Here is a 24,356-nt window from a genome sequence, read left to right on the forward strand (position 1 = left end):
GCTCAAGCAGGAGGTGGCTTTGGACCTTTCCGTCTTTTCCCTCATCGCCAGACGCCTCGGGGGCGGGTTGCTGACCCTGCTCATCGTCTCGTTGCTGGTGTTCTTCGTCTCCGCGCTGTTGCCGGGCGATGCCGCGCAGCAGGCGCTGGGCCAGTTCGCGCTACCCGAGCAGGTCGCCGCGCTGCGGGCCCAGATGGGCCTCGACCAGCCGGCGCTGCTGCGCTACGTCCACTGGCTGAGCGGCCTCCTGCACGGTGATCTCGGCCAGTCGCTGGCCAGCCAGATGCCCATCTCCACCATGATCGGCGATCGACTGGGCGGCTCCCTGATGCTGGCCGGGGTCACCGCCCTGGTGTCGGTACCCCTGGCGCTGGGCCTGGGCATCGTCTCGGCGATGAACGCCGGCGGTCGCCTGGACCGCGCCCTCAACGTCTTTACCCTGGGCATCGTCGCGGTGCCGGAATTCCTGGTGGCGACCCTGGCGGTGCTGGTCTTCGCCGTGCACCTGCAGTGGACCTCGGCGCTGACCTTCGCCCATGACATCGACGGTCCCCTGGACTTCCTGCGCGCCTATGCGCTGCCGGTGGGCACCCTGTGCTGCGTGATCGTCGCGCAGATGGCGCGGATGACCCGCGCCGCCCTGGTGGAGCAACTGCAGAGTCCCTATGTGGAGATGGCCCGGCTCAAGGGCGTCGGTCCGGTGCGCGCCGTCCTGCGCCATGCCTTGCCCAATGCCGTGGGGCCCATCGCCAATTCCATCGCCCTGAGTCTTTCCTACCTGATGGGCGGGGTGGTGATCGTCGAGACCATCTTCAACTACCCGGGCATCGCCCAGCTGATGGTGGACGGCGTCGCCAGTCGCGACCTGCCGCTGATCCAGGCCTGCGCCATGCTGTTCTGCTGCGCCTACCTGGTGCTCATGACCCTGGCGGACCTCTGCGCCATCCTGTCCAATCCGAGGCTGAGAACGCTATGACCCGACCCGTGATTCCCGTACGTGCCGCGTCCGTCGTGCCGGTGGATGGCAAGACGCTCGACGCCCAGCTGTCACCGCCGCGGACCCGTCGGCGCAGCCGCTGGTCCCTGACTGGCATCATCGGCGGCGTCCTGGTGGCCTTCTGGCTGTTCATCGCGCTGTTCGGTGTCTGGCTGGCGCCCTATGACCCGGGCGCCTTGGGCGACAGCGCGGTACTGGCCAGCTATAGCCCCGCGCACCTGCTGGGCACCGACTACCTGGGCCGTGACGTGCTGAGTCGCATCCTCGACGGCGCCCGCTTCACCGTGGGGCTGGCGCTGGTGGCGGCGGTGCTGGCCTGCGTCCTGGGTACCGGCCTCGGTCTGCTGGCGGCGCTGTCCGGACGCTGGGTGGACGAGCCGCTGTCGCGGCTGATCGATGCGCTGATCTCGCTGCCGAGCAAGATGCTGGCGCTGGTGATGGTCTCGGCCTTCGGCTCCTCGGTGCCGCTGCTGATCGTCATGGCGGTGGTGGGCTATGCCCCCGGCTGCTATCGCATCGCCCGCAGCCTGGCGATGAATCTCACCGAGCTGGAGTACGTCCAGGTCGCCCGCACCCGCGGCGAAGGCCGGCTGTACATCGCCCTGCGCGAGATGCTGCCCAACATGCGCCTGCCGCTGCTCACCGACCTGGGCCTGAGATTCGTCTACATCGTGCTGCTCCTCAGCGGCATGAGCTTTCTCGGCCTCGGCGTGCAACCGCCGAACGCGGACCTCGGCTCCCTGGTGCGGGAAAACATCGGCGGGCTGGCCGACGGCGCTCCGGCGGTGCTGATGCCGGCGCTGGCCATCGGCACCCTGACCGTGGGCGTCAACCTGCTCATCGACCGGTTCGGCGCGCGGCGCCGGGGAGGGCGCTGAGATGGAATTGCTGGTAGAGGTCAAGGATCTGCGCGTGGTCGCCCAGGGCGAAGACGGCAGCGAAACCACCATCGTCAAGGACGTCGGCTTCAACCTGGCCAAGGGCGAGGTGCTGGCGCTGATCGGAGAATCCGGCTCGGGCAAGACCACCATCGCCCTGTCGCTGCTCGGCTATGCCCGCGCCGGCTGCCGATTGGCCGGCGGCTCTATCCGCGTCGGCGACACCCAGGTGCTGGAGCTGGACGCCGCGGGCCTGCGCCGGCTGCGTGGCCGTACCGTGGCCTACATCGCCCAGAGCGCGGCGGCGGCCTTCAATCCGTCGCGGCGGCTGATGGAGCAGATCATCGAAAGCGCGCTGATCCATGGCGTGCTGACGCGTCGGGAAGCCGAGGCGCGGGCGCTGAAGCTGTTCAAGGAGCTGGCGCTGCCGGATCCCGAGCACATCGGCCAGCGCTATCCGCACCAGGTCTCGGGCGGGCAGTTGCAGCGGCTGATGGCGGCCATGGCACTGATCACCGATCCGACCCTGGTGATCCTCGACGAACCCACCACGGCGCTGGACGTCACCACCCAGATCGAGGTGCTGCGCGTCTTCAAGCAGGTGGTGCGCGAGCGGGGCGTGACCGCCATCTACGTCTCCCACGACCTGGCCGTGGTGGCCCAGATGGCCGATCGCATCCTGGTGCTCAACGGCGGCGAGGTCTATGAAAATCGCCGTACCGAACGCCTGCTGGCCAATGCCCGCCATCCCTACACCCGCAGCCTGCTGGCCGCGGCCCGGCCGGAACCCCTGGCGGAACGTGGCCTGCCCACGGTGGAGACCGCCGCCCCGGTGCTGGAGGTCAAGGACCTGGTGGCCGGCTACGGCCCCGTCGGCGCCGATGGCCTGCCGCGCTACCGGGTGCTGGAGGGCATCGACCTGCGCATCGGCGCTGGCCAGGCCCTGGGCGTGATCGGCGAATCCGGTTCGGGCAAGTCGACCCTGGCGCGGGTGATCGCCGGCCTGCTGCCGCCGGCCCAGGGCAGCGTGCGCCTGGGTGGCGAATTGCTGCCGCCCGGTCTGGACGGCCGCACCCGCGAGCAGTTCCGCCGGGTGCAACTGGTCTACCAGAATGCCGACACGGCGCTCAATCCGGCCCACAGCGTGGAGCGCATCCTCATGCGCCCGCTGGAGACGTATCACGCCTTCGACAAGGCCACCCGCCAGCGCAAGGTCCGCGAGTTGCTCGACCGGGTACAACTCCCGGCCAGCCTCGCCAGCCGGCGTCCGGGCGAGTTGTCCGGTGGCCAGAAGCAGCGGGTCAACCTGGCTCGGGCACTGGCCGCCGAACCCGAACTGATCCTCTGCGACGAGGTCACCTCGGCGCTGGATACCGTGGTCGGCGCCGCCATTCTCGATCTGCTCGCCGAATTGCGCCGTGAGCTGGGGCTGGCCTATCTGTTCATCAGCCACGACATCTCCACGGTGCGCAGTCTCTGCGACGAGGTGCTGGTGCTCTATGCCGGCCAGCCGGTGGAGCTGGGTACCCCGACCACGCTGCAACATCCGCCGCTGCATCCCTACACCGAGTTGCTCACCGCCTCGGTACCGGCACTGCGCCAGGGCTGGCTGGAAGAGCAACCCATCCGCACGGCGGTCCCCCTGGTTTCGTCGCCGCCCGCCAGTGGTCGGCTCTGCAGCTTCCTGCAGCGCTGCCCGGTACGGCTCGAAGGCCGCTGCGACCGGGTGCCGCCCCGGCCCCAGACCCTCGCCGGGGGCAACCGCATCCTCTGTCATCATGATGGCGAGACCCTGCAGCGCCTGCAGGGTGGCGCCCTGCTGCACACCCAAGGAGTTCGCGCATGACTTCCCGCTTTCAGCGACTCGGCGAGACCGGCCGGCCCCAGGTCAGCCTCAGCGTCGATGGCCTGCCGGTCACGGCGCTGGCCGGCGACACCCTGATGGTCGCCTTGCTGGCCAACGGCCCGGCACTGCGCCGGTCGGAATTCGGCGACGAGCGCCGCGCCGGTTTCTGCCTGATGGGCGCCTGCCAGGATTGCTGGGTCTGGACCGCCGACGGCGAGCGCCTGCGCGCCTGCGGCACCGAGGTCCGCGAAGGCCTGCAGATCCTCACCACGCAACCGGAGGCGGTATGGAATCGGGCCTAACGAAAGGGGGCGGCAACCCGCCGCGGGTGGTCATCGTCGGGGCCGGTCCGGCCGGCGTGCGCTGCGCGGAAACCCTGCTGGCTGCCGGCATTACCCCGGTGGTGATCGACGAGAATCGCCGCGACGGCGGCCAGATCTATCGGCGCCAGCCCGAGGGCTTCCAGCGTCCCTATGCCACTCTCTACGGCAGCGAGGCGGGCAAGGCCGAAAGCCTGCACCGCACCTTCGACGGCGTGCGCGGACGCCTCGACTACCGCCCCGACACCCTGGCCTGGCATCTGCACGAGCGCACCCTCTACACGGTGCAGGGCAATCGCCAGCGCACCCTGGACTTCGATGCCCTGGTGCTCTGTACCGGGGCCGGTGACCGCCTGCTGCCGGTGCCGGGCTGGAACCTGGCCGGCACCTATACCCTCGGTGGCGCCCAGATCGCCCTCAAGGCCCAGGCGGTATCCATTGGCCGGCGGGTGATCTTTCTGGGCAGCGGCCCCTTGCTCTACCTGGTCGCCGCCCAATACCAGCAGGCCGGCGCCACGGTGGCCGCGGTCCTCGACACCGCGCCGCTGCGCCTGCGCGCCCAGGCCACGCCCAAGCTGCTGGCCCGTCCGGGCGTGGCCTGGAAGGGCGTGCAACTCATGGCCTCGCTCAAGCGCGCCGGGGTGCCGCTGCACTTTGGCGTCACCCCGCTGGAGATCCTCGGCGATGCCGAACAGGGCGTGCGCGGCGTGGCCTTCGCCGATGCGCGCGGCCTGCGCCAGGAGGTGGCGGGCGACGCCGTGGGCCTGGGTTATCACCTGCGCCCCGAGACCCAGCTGGGCGATCTCGCCCGCTGCGCCTTCGAATTCGAGCGCGCCACTGGCCAATGGGTGCTGCAACTGGATGCCGACGGCCGCACCTCCGCGCCGGGGGTCTATGCCGCCGGCGATGGCGCCCGGGTACGGGGCGCCGACGGGGCGGAGCTGGCCGGGCAACTGGCCGCCTGCGCGGTGCTGACCGATCTCGGTCGCACCCCGCCCGCTGGCCTCGCCGAGCGCTGCCGCGAGGCGCTGACGGTGCAGGAGCGCTTTCGCCTGGGCCTGGCCGAGGCCTTTCCCTGGCCCGCGAAACAGATGGCCAGCCTGCCGGATACCGCGGTGGTCTGCCGCTGCGAGGGCATCACCGCCGGAGAGTTGCGCGCCGTGGTGCGCGAGAAGGGTGCCCAGGAAGCCAATCGGGCCAAGGCCTTCAGTCGCGTCGGCATGGGTCGCTGCCAGGGTCGCTATTGCGCCCAGGCCGGCGCCGAGATCATCGCCGCCGAATCCAGGGTGCCGGTGGAAACCGTTGGCCGCCTGCGCGGCCAGGCACCGGTCCGGCCATTGCCGCTGGGCATCGTCACCAGTGAAGAGGAGCTTTCGTCATGAACCAGACCGCCAACCGCGCGGACGTCATCGTCGTCGGCGCCGGCATCATGGGCAGCGCCAGCGCCTTCTTTCTGCGCCGCCGGGGCCTGTCGGTGCTCTTGCTGGAGCGCGATCAGGTCGGGCGCTTCGCCAGCGGCACCAATTTCGGCAACGTCCGCCGGCAGGGCCGCTACCTGACCCAGGTGGCGCTGTCCAACCGCTCCCGCGGCCTCTGGGGTCGCCTGCCCGAGCTGATCGGCGATGACCTGGAATTCATCCCTGGCGGCCACTTGCGGGTGGTCTACGATCCCTGCCGCATCGCCATGCTGCACGAGTATGCCCGGGCGCCGGAGACCGCCGCCCTCGATCTGCAGGTGCTCGAAGGCGCGGCCCTGCACGAGAAGTTTCCCTACCTGGGCCCCGAGGTGGTGGCCGGCTCCTATGCGCCCCACGATGGCCATGCCAATCCGCGCCTGGCCGCGCCGGCCTTTGCCCGCGCCGCGGTGCGCGAGGGCGTCAATCTGCAGGAAGGGATGGAGATCACCCAGGTCACCAAGCCGGATGGCGATTTCCTGGTGCAGGCCGCCGACGGGCGCCGCTACCAGGCGCCGCGGCTGCTGATCACCGCCGGAGCCTGGGGCAGTCGGCTGTCGAGCCAGTTCGGCGAGCCGGTGCCCATCGAGACCCATGGCCCCCAGATGGGCGTCACCGAGCCCTTGCCCTATGCCTTCAAGGAAGCGGTGGGCGTCTCTTCACCGCTGGTGAGCGAGACCATCTACTTCCGCCAGATCCCGCGCGGCAACGTGATCTTCGGCGGCTGCTTCCGCTCCCGCCCGGATCTGGACACCCGTCTGGCCCGCGCTGAGCCCCATGGCCTGCTCAATCAGCTCACCCAGCTGCGCCGCCTGGCGCCGGCCCTGGCCAGGGTCAACGTGATCCGCACCTGGAGCGGGGTGGAAGGCTATATCGCCGACGACCTGCCGATCATGGGCCCGAGCAGCCAGGTGGACGGTCTCTACTACGCCTTCGGCTTCTGCGGCGCCGGCTTCCAGCTCGGCCCGGGGGTGGGCGACACCATGGCCGAACTGATCGCCACCGGCCGTACCGAGACGCCGCTGGCGGCCTTCGACATCGGCCGCTTCGCGCAACCCCGCAGCGAGAGTCTCGCCGGATGAACAGCCAGGACCTGCTGCGCACCCTGATCGGCTTTCCCACCGTTTCCGCCGACTCCAACCTGGCGCTGATCCGACATGTGCAGGGTCTGCTGGAGGCCGCCGGCATCGCCTGCCGCCTGGTGCTCGACGAGAGCGGGCGCAAGGCCAATCTCTTCGCCAGCGTCGGCCCGAGCGACGTGCCCGGCGTGCTGCTCTCCGGGCATACCGACGTGGTGCCCGTGGCCGGCCAGGCCTGGACCCTGCCACCGTTCGAGGGGACCCTGAAGGACGGCCGGATCTATGGGCGCGGTGCCTGCGACATGAAGGGCTTCGTCGCCTGCGCCGTGGTGGCCCTGCTGGCCGCCGCCCGGGGTGAGCCCCTGAAGCGACCGCTGCAACTGGCCCTGTCCCACGACGAAGAGATCGGCTGCGTCGGGGTGCGCCGCCTGCTGGATGTGCTGGAACTGGCGCCGGTGCGCCCCTTCCTCTGCATCGTCGGCGAACCCACGGACCTGCAGGTCGCCCTCGGCCACAAGGGCAAGGCCGCGCTGCGCGCCCACTGCCATGGCCAGGAGGGCCATTCCTCCCTGGCGCCGCTGCACGTCAACGCCATCCACCTGGCCAGCGACCTGGTCGGCGCCCTGCGCGCCAGCCAGCGGCGCCTGGCGGAAGAGGGCGCCCACGACGCGGCCTACGACATTCCCTACACCACCCTGCATGTCGGGCGGATCGATGGCGGCAAGGCGCTGAACATCGTGCCCAACCTCTGCACCCTGGACTTCGAGATCCGTCACCTGCCGGCGGACGATCCCGCCATCCTGGTCGCCGCGCTGCAGGAAACGGCGGACAGCCTGGTCCGGGAGGCACGGCAAACCTCGGACAAGGCCGCCATCGAGATCGAGACGGTCAACGCCTATCCGGGCCTGGATACCCATCCCAGCGTCGAAGCCGTGCGCTTCCTGCAGACCCTGGTCGAACCGGGCACCACCCAGCTCAAGGTGGCTTTCGGCACCGAGGGTGGCCTTTTCGCCAGCCGGCTGGACACCCCGGTGGTGGTCTGCGGCCCCGGCAGCATCAAGCAGGCGCACAAGCCGGACGAGTATGTCGAACTGAGCCAGCTCGCCGCCTGTGACGCCTTGCTTGGGCGGTTGCGGGTGGCCCTGGGTTGAGGCCACCCGGTCTCTTCAGTAGCCCCGCTGGCGATCCACCAGACCCTGCATGGGCTCACCGCGCTGATGGCGCCGGATATTGTCCAGCAACACGGTGAACGCCGTTTCCGGCACCGTCATGGCGCCCACGTGGGGCGTCAGCCAGATCCGCGGATGCTGCCAGAAGGGATGGTCGGCTGCCGGCGGTTCCGGCTCCACCACATCCAGCACCGCCTGGCTCAGCTGACCGCTGTCCAGCGCCGCCACCAGATCGGCTTCCACCAGCTGGGCGCCACGGCCGAGGTTGATCAGGCTGGCGCCGCGGGGCAGGGCGGCGAACAGGCGGGCGTCGAGGATGCCGCGGGTCTCCCCGGTCAGCGGCAGCAGGCAGATGAGGATCTCGCAATCGGCCAGGAACGCCGGCAGCTGCTCGGCGCCGGCATGGCAGCGCACCCCCGGCAGCTCATGGGGCGAGCGCGACCAGCCCGAGAGCTGGAAGCCGAAGGTGGCGAGCCGCTCCAGCACCGCCTGGCCGATCTGGCCCAGACCTAGCACGCCGACGCGTCTGTTGTTCGCCGTCACCAGGGCATGTTCCTGCCAGCGTCCCGCGGCCTGCTGGTCGAGATAGAGGGGCAACTGGCGATGCAGCGCCAGCACCATGAGGGTGGCGTACTCCACCATGCCGGCGACGATGCCGGGATCCAGCATCCGCACCACGGGCAGCGCTGGCGGCAACAGGTTCAGGTCGAACTGGTCGACGCCGGCCGAGGTGGCGAACAGCACCTCCAGGTTGGGAAAGCGGTTGGCCAGGTCTTCCGGCGGTTGCCAGCAGGCCAGGTAGCGGACTTCTTCGGGATTGCCCACGTCCGGCCACTGGCGGAAGGCGATATCGGGCGCGCGTTCCTGGAACAGGCGTCGCCAGGCCTGACCACGTTCGGGATCGGCCTTGTAGAGCAGCGTCATGGGGAGGTCTCCGGCAAAGCTCAAGGATGGCGCAAGCGGGCGGTAGTTTGTCCCGAATTCCCTGCTGCCGCCGCCATGATCGGTGGTGCGGTGGAAACTGCGCCGCATCTGGTAAAAACGGCAGCTTCTGTGCCGGCCCAGGGCGCAAACGCCATAACCCCGGTGCCTTGCGAGTCGATACTGGCCGGGTCCGCGGCGCCCCTGCCGCGCCGCTCGACGTGAGGATCCGCCATGCCCTTGCTGCACTATTGTCTGCCGCCCGGTGACCGCCAGCTGCCCCGGGCGCTCCAGCCGCTGCACGATGATCCCCTGGCCGCCGGCCGCGAATTGCACCTGCACGATGGCCGCCTGGGCTATGTGATGGGCAGCGCCGTCGCCCATTCCGCCGATTGCCGGCTGGACGACTACCCCTGGGTGGAAGTCAGCCTCATCGAGGCCGGGGAGTTGCAACTGGAATGGGAGGGGAATGCCCTGCACCTCAAGGCCGGCGATGCCTTCATCCTGCCGCGTGGCCTGAGCTGCCGCTGGCGTCACAGCGGCGAATTGCGGCGTCTGTTCATGGCCTTTCCCGGCCGGGCCAGCGAAGGCCCGATGCCCCAGGCACCCGTGCTGCTGGATCCCTCGGCGCCGCGCGAACCCTCACCGCCGCCGGCGGCCAGCGTACTGCTCAGTCCCGAGCCCACGGCCACCGGCTGCGACCTGTTCGAAAGCGGTGGCGGGGCCCTGCGGGTCGGGATGTGGGAGTGCACGGCCTATACGCGCAAGGCGGTGAGCAATCCCCACTGCGAGCTGATGCTGCTCTATGCCGGCGCCGTGACCCTCGCGGTCGAGGGCGAAGCGCCCTGCACGGTCAACGCGGGCGAGGCGGTGCTGGTACCGGCGGAAACGGCCATGGCCTGGGACAGCCGGGAGCGGGTGCGCAAGCTGTATTGCATCCTGCGCTGAGAAGAGGGCGCTCCGGCAGCGGGATGCTGGCGGAGCGCCGCGGCGAGGGAGGTCAGCCGGCCTTGATCAGGCTGCGCAGCGGCAGGGCGTTCTTGACCACCGGCGACTTGATGACGATGTAGCTGAAGTACTTCTCGATGCCGACGTTGCGGTCGAGGATGGATTCCATCAGCTCCTGGTAGTGGCCGATGCTGCTGCACATGAAGCGCAGCAGGTAGTCGTAGCCGCCGCTGATGAGGTGGCATTCGAGGATCTCGTCGACCCCGCGGATGAAGGACTCGAACTTCACGAAATCGGCGCGCTTGTGGTCGGAAAGGGTGACCTCGGTGAAGACCGTCACCGAGTTGGCGATCTTGGCGAGGTTGACGTGGGCTTCGTAGCCGCTGATGTAGCCGGCCGCCTCCAGGCGCTTGACGCGCTGCAGGCAGGGGCTGGGGGAGAGGCCCACGGCTTCGGCGAGACTGACATTGGTCATCCGGCCATCCTTCTGCAGTTGCACCAGGATGTTGATGTCGATGCGGTCCAGTTTTGTTGCGGCGTCCATCGTCGTTCCTCGCAGTCGTGAACGTCAGGCTAGGCACGCAGGGCGGTCTGATGCGCATGCACCAGATCGGCGAGACTCGCGTACTCGCACCGCGTGCCATCCAGGGCCTGCCGTGAAAGGTTCCAGGGCCGCGAGCGATCGCGGCGCAAGGTACACAGCGGAAAATCCACCAGGGGGTTCCAGGGGTCGTCCGGTTCGCTGCCTCTTACCGGCAGCAGATCCCCACGCGCCAGGCCAAGCTCCTCCAGGGTGTTGTCCAGCGCCAGGCGCAGATCACCGCCGCGGTTGGGGATCACGGCGGCGAACACCTCGGGCAGCCGCGCCGTGACCGCTGCGGCGTCGCCGTCATCGGGCGAGGCCAGCAACACCAATCGATAGAACTTGCTCAGGTACTGCAGCGCGCCCGGCGCATCCTCGAACACCGGCCAGCACGACGTGGCGTTTCCAAAGGCCACGCTGGCATCCAGGTCGGCTTCCTGCTGCAACTCTTGCGCCAGACGCTGGTGGATACGCAGGTGCAGGCTGGTCTGGCTGGCGTTGGGCGTGGCCTGGCGCAACTCGCGGGCGAGGCGGTGATAGCTGCCGAGGAGCCAGTCGGGATGGGTGCTGAGGCCCGCCTGCGCCACAAGGGGGCGCAGGGCTTCGAGGATGCCCCCTTCGCGGTCGACGAGGGTGCCGTAGCAGGAAAAGCCTATGGCCTGGTAACGCGTGATTCTCATGGTCGGTTTCCCCTTGGCGCCGCTCTGCCGATGCCAGGCGGCGTTACGTTCAACCTCAGAAGCCGCCCACGATCTGCTGCGCGTCGGTCGAACTGCGTTGAAAACGCCTTCAAAATGCTCATTTACCGCCTGTAAACTGCGCTTTCTCAGGCGTTTTCGCCTTGTTTGGCTCGAGCTCGCGAGATCGTGAGCAGCTTCTCAGGCACCGGCCTGGGCGAGGGCTTGGCCGAACATGTGCAAGGCCTCGGCCAGTTGTGCCTCGGTGGTCACCAGCGGTGCCAGGAAGCGGATGACGTTGCGTTCGACACCGCACTTGATCACCAGCAGGCCCGCCTGGCGGGCGCCGTCGATGACCTGCTGGGCGAGGGCAGCGTCCGGGCTGTGGCCATCGGCGCCGACCATCTCCACCGCCAGCATGAAGCCGCGGCCGCGCACCTCGCCGATGCGTGGATGCCGCTGCTGCAGCGCGAGCAGACCGCTGCGCAGCTGCTCGCCGAGGGCGACGCCACGGGCGACCAGGTCCTCATCCTCGAACACGTCCAGCACCGCCAGGGCCGCGGCGCAGGCCAGGGCGTTGCCGCCATAGGTGCCGCCGAGACCGCCGGGCAGGGGCGCGTCCATGATGGCGGCGCGCCCGACCACTCCGGAGAGCGGCAGGCCCCCGGCCAGGCTCTTGGCCACCGTCACCAGATCGGGCTGGACGCCGGTCTGCTGGAAGGCGAACAGGCTGCCGGTGCGACCGAAGCCGGTCTGGATCTCGTCGGCGATGAGCACGATGCCGTGCTGGTCGCAGAGGGCACGCAGCGCCTGGAGGAATTCCACCGGCGCCGGGCGGAAGCCGCCATCGCCCTGCACCGGTTCGATCAGAATCGCGGCCACCTGGTCGGGCGCAACCTGGGTGGCGAAGACCTCGCGCAAGCCGGCCAGGGCCTGCTGGCTACCCACTCCGCGGAAGGCATCGGGGTAGGGCGCGTGGTAGATGTCACCGGGGAAGGGGCCGAAGTTCTGCTTGTAGGGCTGGGCGAAGCCGGTGAGGGTTACGCCGAGCAGGGTGCGACCGTGGAAGCCGCCGCGAAAGGCGATCACCCCGGGCCTTTTGGTGTGGGCGCGGGCGATCTTGATGGCATTTTCCACGGCTTCGGCGCCGGAGGTCAGCAGCAGCGTCTTGTAGGCTTCGCCGTTGCCGATGAGGGTGTTGAGACGATTGGCCAGCTCCAGGTAGGGCTCGTAGGCCATTACCTGGAAGCTGGCGTGGGAGATCTCCCCGACCTGACGGCGCACGGCCTCCACCACCCGTGGGTGGTTGTGACCGACATTGAGCACGCCGATGCCGCCGACGAAGTCGAGGTAGCGGCGACCGTCCACGTCCCAGACTTCGCTGCCCTGGGCGCGGGCCACCACGACGGGATGGGCGGTGATGATGCCGCGGGGAACGCCTTGTTCGCGAAGGCCCAGCAGGCGGTCGGTGGCTTTGGCAGCGGAATTCATGCAGCGATACTCCAGGCAGGGGCGAGAGTTCCAGCCTACGCAGGCCGCAGGGTCGGTAACGCTGAAGTTGCCGGCCCCGGCATCGTGATCGGCTGTTTTGCTTGGGAGTGGCGGCATTTTCGGTTGCCTGCCGCCGGTGGCTTTCAGTCGAGGCCGCCGAGGTGCCAGGCCTTCACTTCCAGGTACTCGTCCAGCCCCAGGTGCGAGCCTTCGCGGCCCAGGCCGGATTGCTTCACTCCCCCGAAGGGCGCGACCTCCATCGACAGGGTGCCGGTGTTGAGCGCCACCATGCCGAATTCCAGCTGCTCGCCGACACGCCAGGCGCGGCGCAGGTCCTGGGTGTAGTAGTAGGCGCCCAGGCCATAGGGCGTGGCATTGGCCAGCGCCAGCGCCTCGGCTTCGTCGCGGAAGCGGAACAGCGGCGCCACCGGGCCGAAGGTCTCCTCGCGGGCCAGCAGCATGTCCGCCGTGGCGCCGGTGAGCACCGTGGGGGCGACGAACTGGTCGCGACCGCTGGGCAAGCCGCCGAACAGGGCCTTGGCGCCCAGGGTCAGGGCGTCGTCGACATGACGCGCGACCTTGTCCACCGCCAGGCGATTGATCAGCGGACCGAGGGTCACGCCGGCCTCCAGGCCGTTGCCCACCTTGAACTTGGCCACTTCGGCAGCGAGCCGCTCGGCGAAACGGTCGTGGATGCCGTCCTGCACCAGGATGCGGTTGGCGCAGACGCAGGTCTGGCCGGCGTTGCGGAATTTGCTCTGCAGTACCCCGGCGATGGCGAGGTCCAGGTCGGCGTCATCGAAGACGATGAAGGGCGCATTGCCGCCCAGTTCCATGCTGGTGCGCTTCACCGTGGCCGCACACTGCGCCAGCAGCAGCTGGCCGATGCGCGTGGAGCCGGTAAAGGACAGCTTGCGCACCGCCGGATTGCCGGTCAGTTCACCGCCGATGCCGGCGGGCATCCCGGTGACCACGTTGAATACGCCGGGCGGAAAGCCGGCGCGATCGGCCAGCTCGGCTAGCGCCAGGGCCGACAGCGGGGTGAGATCCGAGGGCTTGATCACCACCGGGCAGCCGGCGGCGAGCGCCGGGGCGGCCTTGCGGGTGATCATGGCGTTGGGGAAATTCCACGGGGTGATGGCGGCAGCGACCCCCACCGGTTGCCGCAGCACCAGCACCCGGCGATCCCGGGCCGGTGCGGGCAGGATATCGCCAAAGCTGCGTCGGGCTTCCTCGGCGAACCATTTGACGAAGCTGGCGCCATAGGCGATCTCGCCACGGGCCTCGGCCAGTGGCTTGCCCTGTTCCAGGGTCATCAGCAGGGCAAGGTCGTCCTGGTGCTCCAGCATCAGCGCGTGCCAGCGCTCCAGCAGGGCCGCGCGCTCGGCGGCCGGACGCTCGCGCCAGGCCGGCCAGGCGGCCTCCGCCGCGGCGATGGCGCGGGCGGTTTCCACCGCCTCCAGGGCGGCCACCTCGGCGAGGGTCTCGCCGGTGGCGGGGTTGTCCACGGCAAAGGTGGCGCCGTTGTCGGCGGCGATCCAGTGGCCGTCGACATAGGCGGAAGCTTTGAACAGGCGGGGATCCCGCAGATCGAGGTGCAGCGGCATGGTGGCGCTCCCAGTGGCAGGTCAGGCCCTGAGTCTAGGGAGGGGTGGCGGTGGCGAATGCCGAAATCGACCGCTGTGAACCGGTGCCGAACGCGTTCGCGGCGACGTTGCCGCACTTTGTGCGGTGGCTTCCTGGCCGGCCGCTAGTGAGGGTCCGCGCCCGCGTCCAGCCCCTTCACCGCCAGGTCGAGGAAGTTGGCCAGCGCCTGGAGGCGGGCACTGCGCTGTTTGCGGGCGGGGACCAGGAGGGTGATGGGCGCGCTGTCGAAGCGCCACGCCGGCAGCAGCCGGACCAGGGCGCCGCGCGCGATGGCATCGGCGACGTCCCACTGGGAACGCAGCACGATGCCCAGACCCTGTTCGGCCCAGCGTCGGGCCACGCTGCCATCGTTGGTGAGCAGCGCCGGTTCGATGCGCAGCGTCTGGCGCTCCTGGTCGTTGCGCAGTTGCCAGAGGGTCACGTCCTCGTCGTTCTCGCGGATGCAGATGCAGCGGTGCTGCAGCAGCGCCCTGGGCCCCTGCGGCAGGCCGTGCTGCTCCAGGTAGGTCGGACTGGCGCACAGCCAGCGTTCGTTGTGGGCCAGGGTCTTGGCGATCCAGGAGCTGTCGTCGATGGCGCCGATATGAATGACCGCATCGCTGTCGTGCCGGTCGGGCCAGGGGGTCTCGCGCAGGTCCAGTTGCAGGCGCAGCTGCGGATGCAACACGGCGAAGCGCGCCAGCAGCGGGGCGATGCGCTGGCGGCCGTAGCCGAAGGGCGCGGCGAGGCGCAGGGTGCCCACCAGCTGCCGATCCTGGCGGGCGAAGGTGTCGGGCAAGGCCTCCAGGCGTTCGAGCAGTTCGCTGCATTGCTGGGCGAAGCGCTCGCCGTCGGGGGTCAGGCTCAGCCGCCGGGCATCGCGATTGGCCAGGGCCACCCCCAGCCGTGCCTCCAGTTTGCGCAGGCGGGTGGAGAGCGCGGGCGGCGAGACGTTGAGGGCGCGCGCCGCCGCGCTGAGGGAATCACAGCGGGCCAGGAGTACCACCAGGCGCAGGTCTTCGATGGCGATCATTAATCTGGACTAAAGGAATGCATCAGCAGGATTGAATCACAGGTTAACGAAGGGCGGCTACAGTTCGCCCATCGCCCACCGGTCGAGTCCTTGCCATGACCCTCTCCCTGCTCACCCTCGATACCCCTGCCGCGCTCATCGACGAAGCCCGGATGATGCGCAACATCCACCTCATGCAGGCGCGCATGAACGCCCTCGGCGTCCGCCTGCGGCCCCATGTGAAGACCAGCAAGAGCGAGGCGGTCATCCGCCGGCAACTGGCGGCGGGCGCCCAGGGCGTGACCGTCTCCACCCTCCAGGAGGCCGAGGCCTGTTTCGCCCTGGGCATCACCGACGTGCTCTACGCCGTGACCATTGCCCCGGCGCGGCTGGAACAGGTCAGCACGCTGCGGCGGCAGGGTTGTCGGCTAGGCATCCTGACCGACAGCCTGGCCGGGGCCCAGGCCATCGTCGCGGCCGGCCAGCGCTACGACGAAGCCTTCGAGGTCTGGCTGGAGATCGACTGCGATGGACATCGCGCGGGCCTGCAACCGGACGATCCCCGGCTGGTGCAGATCGTTGAGCTGCTGAGCGCGGGTGGCATGCGCCTGGCGGGGGTGCTCACCCATGCCGGCTCCAGCTACGAGCTGGACGACCCCCAGGCGCTGCAGGCCCTGGCCGAGCAGGAGCGCGCCTGTTGCGTGGCGGCGGCCGAGCGGCTGCGTGCCCAGGGCCTGGCCTGTCCGCAGGTCAGTATCGGCTCGACGCCCACGGCGCTGTCGGCCCTGGATCTGACCGGGGTTACCGAAGTCCGCGCCGGGGTCTACGTCTTCCAGGACCTGGTGATGCATAACGTCGGCATCTGCCAGGCCGAGGATCTGGCGCTGAGCGTCCTGACCACGGTGATTGGCCATCAGGTGGAGAAAGGCTGGGTGCTGGTGGACGCCGGCTGGATGGCCCTCAGTCGCGACCGGGGCACCCAGCGGCAGCGGCGTGACTTCGGCTATGGCCAGGTCTGCACCCTGGACGGCCGCTGGCTCGAAGGGGCCCTGCTGACCGGTGCCAACCAGGAGCATGGCATCGTCAGCTTCGCCGGGGGCTGCCCAGATGATCTGGAGCAGCGCTTCCCGGTGGGCAGCCGCCTGCGCATCCTGCCCAACCATGCCTGCGCCACCGGCGGCCAGTTCGAGCGCTATCACGCCGTGGACGCCAGCGGCGCGGTCACCCCCTGGAGTCGCCTGCATGGCCGCTGATACGCGCTTCATCCAGACCGCGGCCGCGGCGCTACCGGGCGGCCACTATTCCCAGGCGGTGGCCTACCAGGGGCTGCTCCATGTATCCGGGCAACTGCCGGTACGACCCGACGGCAGCCATGCGGTCGCGGCGAGTTTCGCTGAGCAGGCCCAGATCGCCCTGGACAACCTCTGCGCCATCCTGGCCGCGGCCGGGCGGGGGCCGCAGGATCTGCTCAAGGTGACCGTCTATGTCGTCGGCATCGAGCACTGGCCTACCTTCGACCGCCTCTATGCCGGATTCCTGGGCGAACACCGGCCGGCGCGGGCGGTGGTGCCGGTGCCGCAGTTGCACCATGGTTATCTCGTCGAGATCGAGGCGCTGGCGCGCGCCGACTGATCGCCCGTCGCCATCTGGGAGCTCCCCTCATGCTGCTGGACCCTTCGTTGCAAACGTTGATCGATCCCCAAGTGACCCGCTGCTGTTATCTCGCCGGCCGCTGGGTGCCGGTGCCTGGCGCCGCCCGGGCCACGGTGACGGATCCCGCGACCGAACGCGCGCTCGCCGAGGTGGCCCTTGGCGGCGCCGCGGAAGTCGACCAGGCGGTGCAGGCCGCCCGCGGCGCCTTCGACGCCTGGTCCGGGCAGACGCCGGCCGCTCGCGCCCAACGGCTGGAGCGCCTGCAGACCCTGCTGGCACAGCGTGCCGACACCTTCACCCAGGTGATTTCACGGGAGATGGGTGCGCCCCTCGCCGCGGCCCGGGCCCTGCAGGTGCCCCTGGCCCTGGAACACCTGCGCGTGGCACGCGAGGTGGTGAGCGACTACGCCTTCGAGCGCGCCGACGGTGCCTTGCGTCTCAGGCGTGAGCCCATCGGCGTCTGCGCGCTCATCACGCCCTGGAACTGGCCGCTCTACCAGATCACCGCCAAGGTCGCGCCGGCGCTGGCCGCCGGCTGCACGGTGGTGCTCAAGCCCAGTGAACTGGCCCCGCTGAGCGCCCTGCTGTTCGCCCAGGCGGTTCATGACGCGGGGATCCCGGCGGGGGTGTTCAACCTGGTCAACGGCGACGGGCCAACGGTCGGCGCGGCGCTGGCCGAGCATCCCGATGTCGACATGATTTCCATCACCGGCTCCAATCGCGCCGGGGTCCAGGTGGCCCAGGCCGCCGCCCTTACGGTCAAGCGCGTGACCCAGGAACTGGGCGGCAAGTCGCCCAACCTGCTGCTGCCCGATGCCGATCTGCCGGAGGCGGTGGCCAAGGGCGTGCTGGCGGCCTTCCGCAACAGCGGCCAATCCTGCAGCGCGCCGACGCGGATGCTGGTGCCTCAGGCCCAGTTGACCGAGGTGGAGCGCCTGGCGGCAGCCACCGTGGCGGGCCTCGTGGTCGGTGACCCCCAGGCGCCCGCGACGACCCTCGGCCCGCTGGCCAATGGCGCCCAGTTCGCCCGGGTGCAGGCGCTGATCGAGAGCGGTCTGGCAGAGGGCGCCAGGCTGGTCTGCGGCGGACCGGGTCGCCCGGATGGCTGCACCACCGGCTTCTATGCGCGCCCCACGGTGTTTTCGGCGGTTACCTCGGGGATGCGCATCGCCCAGGAGGAAATCTTCGGGCCGGTGCTCTGCCTGCTGCCCTACAGCTCGCTCGACCAGGCCATCGCCATCGCCAACGACAGCCGCTATGGCCTCAGCGCCCACGTCCAGGGTCGGGACCCTGACCAGGTCGCCGCGGTAGCGGCCCGTCTGCGCGCCGGGCAGGTCCATCTCAACTATCCGGCCTGGAACCCCTGGGCACCCTTCGGCGGCTACAAGCGTTCCGGCAACGGGCGCGAATATGGCGTCCACGGCCTGGAGGAGTACCTGGAGACCAAAGCGATCCTCGGCCACTGAGGGTGTCAGGCGAACAGCGGATTGTCCCTGAGCGCCGCCACCGCCAGGTCGATGAAGGCCCTTACCTTGGCCGGTGCCTGGCGGCCTTCGGGGTAAATGAGGTGGATCGGCAGCGGCGCTTCCTCGTGCTCGGCGAGGACAATCTGCAGCGCGCCTTCGGCCAGGGCCGGCGCGATCTGGTAGTGCAGGACCCGGGTGAGGCCGCGACCGGCCCTGGCCGCGCTGATGGCGGCCTCGTTGGTGTTGCAGTGCAGCAGCGGATCGACGCTCACCCGTTGCCCACCGGCAAAGCGCCATTCCGGTGATGACCAGGCGCTGTGGGACACCAGGATGCGGTGCTCACGCAGCGCGGCAGGGGTAGCGGGGATGCCCTGGGCCTGCAGATAGTCGGGGGCGGCGCAGACCACCCGGCGCACGCGCCCGACCTGGATGGCGGTGAAGCCCGAATCGGGCAGGTGACCGATGCGCAGGGCGACGTCCATCCCTTCCTCGACGATGTTCACCGGCCGGTCGACGAAGAAGGTGCGGGCGCGCATCTGCGGATAGCGTTCGAGATAGTCCAGCAGCAGCGGCAGCACGTGCAGCTGCCCGAACAGCAGCGGGGCGGTGATGGTCAGGGTGCCGACCGGCTTGGCGTAGTGGCCGGCCGCGGCCAGCTCCGCCTCGGCGATGTCGGCGAGGATGCGCCGGCAATCCTGCAGGTAGCGGGCGCCGGCTTCGGTGGGCCTGACCGAACGGGTGGTGCGCACCAGCAGGCGCGCGCCGACCAGCTCCTCCAGCGCCGCCACCAGGCGGGTCACCGCCGGTGCGCTCAGGTGCAGCTCCCGGGCGGTACGGGCGAAACTCTCGGATTCCGCCACCTTCACGAACACGCGCATCGCCTGCCAACGATCCATCTGCCTCGCCGTCCTGTCTTGTCGACCAGGCTCCATGGTAGTCAACTTTAGGCGGCACGGATCACAGATCGAGCTCCAGGCGGTCGGTGCCAGCCGCCGGCACCGCGCAGCACAGCAACGCCTCGCCGTCGGCGACCCGCGCCACCGGCTCCCGCGCATAGGTGACGGCGCCGCCGAGCAGCCGTGTCCGGCAGCTGCCGCAATGGCCTTCGCGGCAGCTGAAGGCGGGGTCGAGGCCTCGGGCTTCGGCCAGCTCCAGCAGCGAGCCTGCCGCGGGTGTCCAGCGCGCTTCCTTGAGCGAGGCGGTGAAGACCACCGGCACACTGTCCGTGGCCGCGGCTGGACGCACAGGAGCCGCCGCTTCCAGGGGCTGACTGCGGCGCAGCGCCGCCGGACCGAAGGCTTCGGCATGGATACGCGTGTCCTCGATGCCGTAACCACGCAGGCCGTCGTACAGTGCCTGGGTGAAGGCCGCAGGGCCGCAGAGGTAGAAGGTGTGATCGCCGAAGGGCAGGAAGCGGCCCAGCACGCCCAGGTCGATCCGTCCGGCCACCTCGTAGTCGGTATCCGCCACGGCCCCGCGGGTATCGCTCAGCGCCCGCACCAGGCGCAGCGAGCCTCCGGCGGTGGCCACCAATTCGGCCAGTTCCGCATCGAAGGCGCGCTCGGCCTTCGACCGGGCGCCGTAGAAGAGGGTGATCGGGCGCTGGCGCTGGGTCCGGCGTCCTTCGTGGACCAGGTGCCTGAGCATCGCCAGCAGCGGGGTGATGCCGATGCCGGCCGCCAGCAGAACCAGGGACTGGTCGGCGGCGGTCAGGGTGAAGTCCCCCGCCGGCGGACGCGTGTCGAGCAGATCGCCCTCGCGCAGCTGATCGTGCAGCCAGGTGGACACCAGCCCCTCGCGCTTGACGCTGATGCGGTAGTGCCCGTCGGCCGGCGCGCTGGAGAGGCTATAGCTACGCAGCGCCGGGGCCTGGCCGGCGACCGGAGTGAGGCGTACCGGCAGGAACTGGCCGGCCTGGGCGGGCGGCAAGGCGGTGCCGTCTGCCGCGGCGAGATGGAAGGAGCGGATGGTGGCGCTCTCCTCGACGATGCGGATGACGCGCAAGGGTCGCCAGCGGTTGCCGAGTTCACGGCTCAGCAGGCGCTCGCGCGCCTGCGCCCAGCTGCCGGTCAGCTGGTTGCTGTTCGACTCGCCCCCGGCCCGCGCCCGCCAGCGCAGGGTCAGGGTGCCGCGGCGACGGACGATACGTTGCGGGCGAAAGGTCCAGAGGCGTTCGGCGCCCTCGAAGGCGGCGATCTCCGGCGAGTCGAACAGCACCTCGGCGGTGCCGCTCAACTGCAGCAGGTCGCCGCGCTCGTCGTCGACGAACAGCAGTCCGGCCTGACCGTTGACAGCGATGTTGCCCAGGGTGTTGAAGAACAGGTTGCCATTGAAGTCGGGAATGGTCAGCACGCCCTCGGCATCCACCCGGACGAAGCCCGGCTTGCCGCCACGGTGGGAGACGTCCACCCGGCGCCGGCCCTCCTGCTCGGCATAGGAGGCGACGAAGAAGGTATCGGTCCCTTCGATCAGCTGGCGTGCCGCCTCATCCAGCGTCTCGAGGGGTTCGACGGCCGGAGCGGGCGTCTGATCCGGTGGTTGGTTGGGTTGCAGGTCGCGCAGCTGGATGTAGCGCGGGCAGTTGCCGAAGCTCTGGTCCACGGTCACCCGCAGGCCCCGGGGCGTCAGCTCGACCTCGCCGTTGACGCGGTTACGGCGCCGGGTGTGCAGCTCGATACCCAGCAGTCCCACGGCGGCGCCATCCGCCAGGCCGGTGCCGGCCGGATCACCTGCCGCTAGGCTGGCCGAGATATCCAGCCGCGTTGGCGTCGGTGCGCTGACGAAGCCCGGCGCGCCTTCCAGGATCGTCGCCCAGGCCGCGCCGGTCGCGTCCACGCTACCCAGCACCAGGAAGGGCAGTTGCTGGTAGAAGGCGCGATGCTGGTCGGGCATGAAGCTGCGGATCACCCGCGGGCCGACCTCGGCCATCCGCTGGCGGACGCCGACGCGCTCCTGCAGGGCGGTTTCGCCGGGGTGCCAGGTGGGCAGGGCGTTCAGGGGCGTGCTCATCGAGGTGGCTCCTCGCGATGGGGGAAGGCGGATGATCCAGCTGCTTCAGGCGCGCAGACCGGCAGCCGTCTGCGGGAAGGGCACGAAGCCCGGCAGGGCTTCCAGCCGCTGCAGAAAGGCCCGCACAGCGGTATAGGGCGCCAGGTCCACGTTGCCTTCCGGCGCTCCGGCCAGGTAGCTGTAGAGGGCGACGTCGGCGATGGTCGGGTGATCGGCGGCCAGCCAGTCGCGGTTCGCTAGATGAGCCTCCATCCGCTCCAGAAGGACGTGGGCGCGGGCGATGACTTCCTCGGGATTCAGACGGGCACCGAACACCGTGATCAACCGCGCCGCTGCCGGGCCATAGGCCAGTTCGCCCGCGGCCACCGACAGCCAGCGCTGGACGGCGGCGGTCCCGGCCGGGTCTTCCGGCAGCCAGTCGGTGCGGCCCAGTTTCTTCGCCAGGTAGACGAGGATGGCGTTGGAGTCGGCGACGATCACGCCATCGTCCTCCAGCACCGGCACCTGGCCGAAGGGGTTGAGGGCGAGGAACGCCGGGGTGCGGTGCTCGCCGGCCGCGAGATCGACCTCGACCAGTTCGGGCGCGAGGCCCAGCAACGAGGCGAACAGCACGGCGCGATGGGCATGACCGGATAACGGCAGGTGGTAGAGCTTCATGATCCAACTCCTGGCAGGCATCGGGCCGAGGGTGGTCCCGATTCGTGCTACCAGCTTGGGATCAGATGGCTTTCGTGGGAATCGGCCTTCTCGTCAGTTCAGCATTCCGCAAAATGGAATGATCAGGTTAGGTTCTGTACGAAAAGTCGCCGAGCGAAGGTCAGGCGAGGCCTAGGCGGCCCCACGAAAAAGGCTGAGGAAGCGGACCGGGCTCGCGCTCGAGTTCACGACCGGTAAATGAGCATTGCGACCGGGCTGGCGATCCAGGCCTTTTTCAACGAAGCATTACCGAGCGCAGGCACATTTCGTACAGGACCTAGCGGCAGGCGAAGGCCAGCACCCGCCCCAACATGGCATCGCAGCCGTCCAGTTGCGCCTGGGTGACGAATTCGTCGGGCTTGTGCCCCTGGGCCATGCTGCCGGGGCCGCAGACCACGGTGGGCATACCGGCCGCGGCGAACAGACCGCCTTCGGTGCCGAAGGCCACCGTGCCGAAGTCGCGGGAGCCACAGAATTGCGCGACCCATTCGGCCGCCTCGCTTTCGACGGCGGTATCCAGGCCGGGATAGCTGGACAGCTCGGTAAAGCGGATGGCGCTCTGACCGCTGATGGCGCGCATGGCCGGTAGCAGGATCGCTTCGGCATGGGCCTGGAGCTGGTGGATCACCTGATAGGGATCCTGGGCGGGCAGGGCGCGGATCTCGAAATCGAAGGTGCAGTCCTCTGGCACAATGTTCAGGGCCTGGCCGCCGGTGATCAGGCCGGTCTGCACCGTGGAGAAGGGCGGGTCGAAGCGTGGATCCTGGTCTTGCGGGGCCTTGAGCGCCTCCCCAAGCCGGCCCAGTTCGACGACCAGGCGCGCGGCGTATTCGACAGCGTTGACGCCCTCGGGCGCATAGGCCGAATGACAGGCCGCGCCGTGCACCTGGCAGCGCATGGCCACCTTGCCCTTGTGGCCGAGCACGGGCTTGAGCTCGGTGGGTTCGCCGATCAGGCACAGCAGCGGCTTGACCGGGCGCTGGGCCAACTGGTCGAGCAGGCTACGCACGCCCAGGCAGCCGACTTCCTCGTCATAGGACAGCGCCAGGTGCAGCGGGCGGCGCATGGCCGCGCGGCTGGCCGCGGGCACCAGCGCCAGCAGGCAGGCCAGAAAGCCCTTCATGTCGGCAGTGCCGCGGCCATAGAGCCTGCCTTCTTCTTCACTGAGTTCGAAGGCGGGGCGGGTCCAGGCCTGGCCGTCCACCGGCACCACGTCGGTATGCCCCGAGAGCACGATGCCCGGCACGTCGGCCGGTCCCAGGGTGGCGAACAGATTGGCCTTGGTGCCCTCGGCGTTATGGATCAGCTCATAGGGTACGCCGAAACCATCCAGGTAGCCGGCGACGAAGTCGATCAGTGCCAGGTTGGATTCGCGACTGGTGGTGTCGAAGGCCACCAGCTGCGCCAGCAACTTCTGGCTGGCGCTCATCGGTCGTCTCCCGGCACGCCGTAGCCGGGGGCGAGATCCGGACGCACCGCGCGGTCGAGATAGTCCTGCAACTGGGGTTCATAGGCGCGCCACAGGGCCGCCAGCTCGCCAATGGGGTCGGTCTCGGCCCAGTCGACGCGCAGATTGACGATGGGCCAGCTGGGCTCGCCCACCACCAGCAGCGCCGCCGAGTGCACCGGACCGGCCTCGCCACCGGCGGCCATCGCCGCCTGCATGGCCAGCAGCAGGCGCTCGGCGAGGGTGCCCTGGGTGGCTTCGAAGCTCGCCACCAGCGCCTCCACCACCGCGGGGCTGGCCAGCATGTTGCCGGCGCCCACGCAGTTCAGGCCGCTCAAGGCCTGGTGCACGCCCAGGGTATGGGCCCCGCTGTGATGGGCACTGCGGCCCTGGGCGTCGATGACCGTCACCTGGCGATATTCGGCGTAGCCATCGCCGGCCAGGCTCTCGGCCAGGGCCGCGGCGGGTGTCAGACCTTGCGCCAGGCGCTCCAGGGTGCGCGGCCCCAGGGCGGGCAGGGTGATGTTCTGCGAGCTGACCGCGCCGACACCGGGCTGCAGCCAGGGGCAGCGGGCGCCCACGGCGATGCTCGACGAACTGATGGCGATGCCGAATTGACCGGTGGCGGCGCAGCGGGCGGTAAGGGAAAAGGTCATGGCGGCGCCTCAGTCGGGGATCACGGCGATGACGTCGATCTCCATCAGCCACTGGGGCTGCCCCAGGGCGGATACCACCAGACCAGTGGAGATGGGGAAGACGCCCTTGAGCCACTTGCCGACCTCCTGGTACACCGGCTCGCGATAGCGCGGATCGGTCAGGTAGGTGGTGGTCTTGACGATATGGCTGAGGTCGCTGCCGGCTTCTTCCAGCAGTTGCTTGACGTTCTTCATCGCCTGCTCGGCCTGGGCGCGGGGATCGCCCAGGCCGACCAGCTTGCCGTCGAAGTCGGTACCCACCTGACCGCGCACATAGACGGTGTTGCCGGCACGCACGGCCTGGCAGAGGTCGTTGTCCAGGCTCTGGTTGGGGTAGGTGTCCTTGGTATTGAACATGCGGATGCGGGTATGGGTCGGGGTGGCCATGC

23 protein-coding genes are annotated in these 24,356 nt (G+C 69.5%); 11 read left to right on the plus strand and 12 right to left on the minus strand.

The genetic code is table 11. The features are described 5' to 3' along the window. Positions 1-19: 19 nt before the first annotated feature. From QKY98_RS20265 to argE (QKY98_RS20295), 7 genes are read left to right on the plus strand one after another with little or no spacing between them, the layout of a single operon-like run. Positions 20-976, plus strand: coding sequence for an ABC transporter permease (locus QKY98_RS20265; RefSeq protein WP_027602371.1), 957 nt, complete (start codon positions 20-22; stop codon positions 974-976). Beyond that, positions 973-1,875, plus strand: a complete 903-nt coding sequence (locus tag QKY98_RS20270; protein WP_074583644.1) for an ABC transporter permease — start codon at positions 973-975, stop codon at positions 1,873-1,875. Before QKY98_RS20265 ends, QKY98_RS20270 begins: the two co-directional genes overlap by 4 nt. 1 nt (position 1,876) lies before the next feature. Continuing rightward, positions 1,877-3,721 carry an ABC transporter ATP-binding protein gene (locus tag QKY98_RS20275; protein ID WP_284671469.1) on the plus strand — a complete coding sequence of 615 codons (1,845 nt, stop codon included), beginning with the start codon at positions 1,877-1,879 and terminating at the stop codon, positions 3,719-3,721. Next, on the plus strand, positions 3,718-4,023 hold the full coding sequence (locus QKY98_RS20280; RefSeq protein WP_027599284.1) for a (2Fe-2S)-binding protein: 306 nt from the start codon (positions 3,718-3,720) through the stop codon (positions 4,021-4,023). The genes QKY98_RS20275 and QKY98_RS20280 overlap by 4 nt, the downstream gene beginning before the upstream one ends. Beyond that, positions 4,008-5,423 carry an FAD/NAD(P)-dependent oxidoreductase gene (locus QKY98_RS20285; protein WP_284671470.1) on the plus strand — a complete coding sequence of 472 codons (1,416 nt, stop codon included), beginning with the start codon at positions 4,008-4,010 and terminating at the stop codon, positions 5,421-5,423. Before QKY98_RS20280 ends, QKY98_RS20285 begins: the two co-directional genes overlap by 16 nt. Continuing rightward, positions 5,420-6,577: an NAD(P)/FAD-dependent oxidoreductase gene (locus QKY98_RS20290; protein ID WP_284671471.1), complete on the plus strand. Its 1,158-nt coding sequence runs from the start codon at positions 5,420-5,422 to the stop codon at positions 6,575-6,577. The genes QKY98_RS20285 and QKY98_RS20290 overlap by 4 nt, the downstream gene beginning before the upstream one ends. Next, a complete protein-coding gene (gene argE, locus QKY98_RS20295) occupies positions 6,574-7,725 on the plus strand; it encodes an acetylornithine deacetylase (protein ID WP_284671472.1) in 1,152 nt (383 codons plus the stop codon). Before QKY98_RS20290 ends, argE (QKY98_RS20295) begins: the two co-directional genes overlap by 4 nt. A gap of 15 nt (positions 7,726-7,740) precedes the next feature. Here the strand turns inward: argE (QKY98_RS20295) and QKY98_RS20300 are convergent, their stop codons facing one another. Next, entirely contained in the window at positions 7,741-8,667 is a 927-nt protein-coding gene (locus tag QKY98_RS20300; RefSeq protein ID WP_144945076.1) for a 2-hydroxyacid dehydrogenase, read from the minus strand. A gap of 231 nt (positions 8,668-8,898) precedes the next feature. Between QKY98_RS20300 and QKY98_RS20305 the strand changes: the two genes are divergently transcribed. Continuing rightward, positions 8,899-9,612: a cupin domain-containing protein gene (locus QKY98_RS20305; protein WP_284671473.1), complete on the plus strand. Its 714-nt coding sequence runs from the start codon at positions 8,899-8,901 to the stop codon at positions 9,610-9,612. Positions 9,613-9,664: 52 nt separating this feature from the next. Here QKY98_RS20305 and QKY98_RS20310 read toward each other — a convergent pair whose 3' ends face one another. The 5 genes from QKY98_RS20310 to QKY98_RS20330 form a co-directional block, all read right to left on the minus strand. After that, a complete protein-coding gene (locus QKY98_RS20310; RefSeq protein WP_007161776.1) occupies positions 9,665-10,156 on the minus strand; it encodes an Lrp/AsnC family transcriptional regulator in 492 nt (163 codons plus the stop codon). Between the two features lie 29 nt (positions 10,157-10,185). Further along, the gene (locus QKY98_RS20315) at positions 10,186-10,875 is read right to left on the minus strand and encodes an HAD family hydrolase (RefSeq protein WP_027599290.1); all 690 of its coding nucleotides are present in this window, start codon (positions 10,873-10,875) and stop codon (positions 10,186-10,188) included. Positions 10,876-11,073: 198 nt separating this feature from the next. Continuing rightward, complete coding sequence (gabT, locus tag QKY98_RS20320) at positions 11,074-12,363, minus strand: 4-aminobutyrate--2-oxoglutarate transaminase (protein WP_284671474.1); 1,290 nt, start codon at positions 12,361-12,363, stop codon at positions 11,074-11,076. A gap of 143 nt (positions 12,364-12,506) precedes the next feature. After that, entirely contained in the window at positions 12,507-13,970 is a 1,464-nt protein-coding gene (locus QKY98_RS20325) for an NAD-dependent succinate-semialdehyde dehydrogenase (RefSeq protein ID WP_108581774.1), read from the minus strand. A gap of 143 nt (positions 13,971-14,113) precedes the next feature. Beyond that, the gene (locus tag QKY98_RS20330) at positions 14,114-15,022 is read right to left on the minus strand and encodes a LysR family transcriptional regulator (protein WP_115945735.1); all 909 of its coding nucleotides are present in this window, start codon (positions 15,020-15,022) and stop codon (positions 14,114-14,116) included. 95 nt (positions 15,023-15,117) lie between these two features. Between QKY98_RS20330 and QKY98_RS20335 the strand changes: the two genes are divergently transcribed. Genes QKY98_RS20335 through QKY98_RS20345 form a run of 3 tightly spaced genes read left to right on the plus strand, consistent with a single transcriptional unit; the run spans position 15,118 to position 18,120 of the window. After that, positions 15,118-16,254 (plus strand): DSD1 family PLP-dependent enzyme, encoded by a 1,137-nt coding sequence (locus QKY98_RS20335; protein WP_284671475.1) that lies wholly within the window; start codon positions 15,118-15,120, stop codon positions 16,252-16,254. After that, a complete protein-coding gene (locus QKY98_RS20340) occupies positions 16,244-16,633 on the plus strand; it encodes a RidA family protein (RefSeq protein ID WP_077172856.1) in 390 nt (129 codons plus the stop codon). Before QKY98_RS20335 ends, QKY98_RS20340 begins: the two co-directional genes overlap by 11 nt. Before the next feature lie 29 nt (positions 16,634-16,662). Beyond that, on the plus strand, positions 16,663-18,120 hold the full coding sequence (locus tag QKY98_RS20345) for an aldehyde dehydrogenase family protein (protein ID WP_502945095.1): 1,458 nt from the start codon (positions 16,663-16,665) through the stop codon (positions 18,118-18,120). 5 nt (positions 18,121-18,125) lie between these two features. On the opposite strand, the gene QKY98_RS20350 is transcribed toward QKY98_RS20345, so the two are convergent. The 6 genes from QKY98_RS20350 to QKY98_RS20375 all read right to left on the minus strand — a co-directional run bounded on the left by QKY98_RS20350 (position 18,126) and on the right by QKY98_RS20375 (position 24,354). Next, a complete protein-coding gene (locus QKY98_RS20350; protein ID WP_284671477.1) occupies positions 18,126-19,016 on the minus strand; it encodes a LysR family transcriptional regulator in 891 nt (296 codons plus the stop codon). A 61-nt stretch (positions 19,017-19,077) separates the two neighbouring features. Next, positions 19,078-21,129 (minus strand): 2Fe-2S iron-sulfur cluster-binding protein, encoded by a 2,052-nt coding sequence (locus tag QKY98_RS20355; protein ID WP_284671478.1) that lies wholly within the window; start codon positions 21,127-21,129, stop codon positions 19,078-19,080. Between the two features lie 45 nt (positions 21,130-21,174). Next, entirely contained in the window at positions 21,175-21,786 is a 612-nt protein-coding gene (locus tag QKY98_RS20360) for a glutathione S-transferase family protein (protein WP_284671479.1), read from the minus strand. A gap of 316 nt (positions 21,787-22,102) precedes the next feature. Next, positions 22,103-23,254, minus strand: a complete 1,152-nt coding sequence (gene argE / locus QKY98_RS20365; protein WP_284671480.1) for an acetylornithine deacetylase — start codon at positions 23,252-23,254, stop codon at positions 22,103-22,105. After that, positions 23,251-23,928 carry a DUF1028 domain-containing protein gene (locus QKY98_RS20370; RefSeq protein WP_044341835.1) on the minus strand — a complete coding sequence of 226 codons (678 nt, stop codon included), beginning with the start codon at positions 23,926-23,928 and terminating at the stop codon, positions 23,251-23,253. The genes argE (QKY98_RS20365) and QKY98_RS20370 overlap by 4 nt, the downstream gene beginning before the upstream one ends. A 9-nt stretch (positions 23,929-23,937) precedes the next feature. Continuing rightward, on the minus strand, positions 23,938-24,354 hold the full coding sequence (locus tag QKY98_RS20375) for a RidA family protein (RefSeq protein WP_027599302.1): 417 nt from the start codon (positions 24,352-24,354) through the stop codon (positions 23,938-23,940). Positions 24,355-24,356: the final 2 nt, after the last annotated feature.

The sequence above is a fragment of the Pseudomonas sp. HR1 genome (assembly GCF_030175875.1).
GTDB lineage: Bacteria > Pseudomonadota > Gammaproteobacteria > Pseudomonadales > Pseudomonadaceae > Chryseomonas > Chryseomonas oryzihabitans.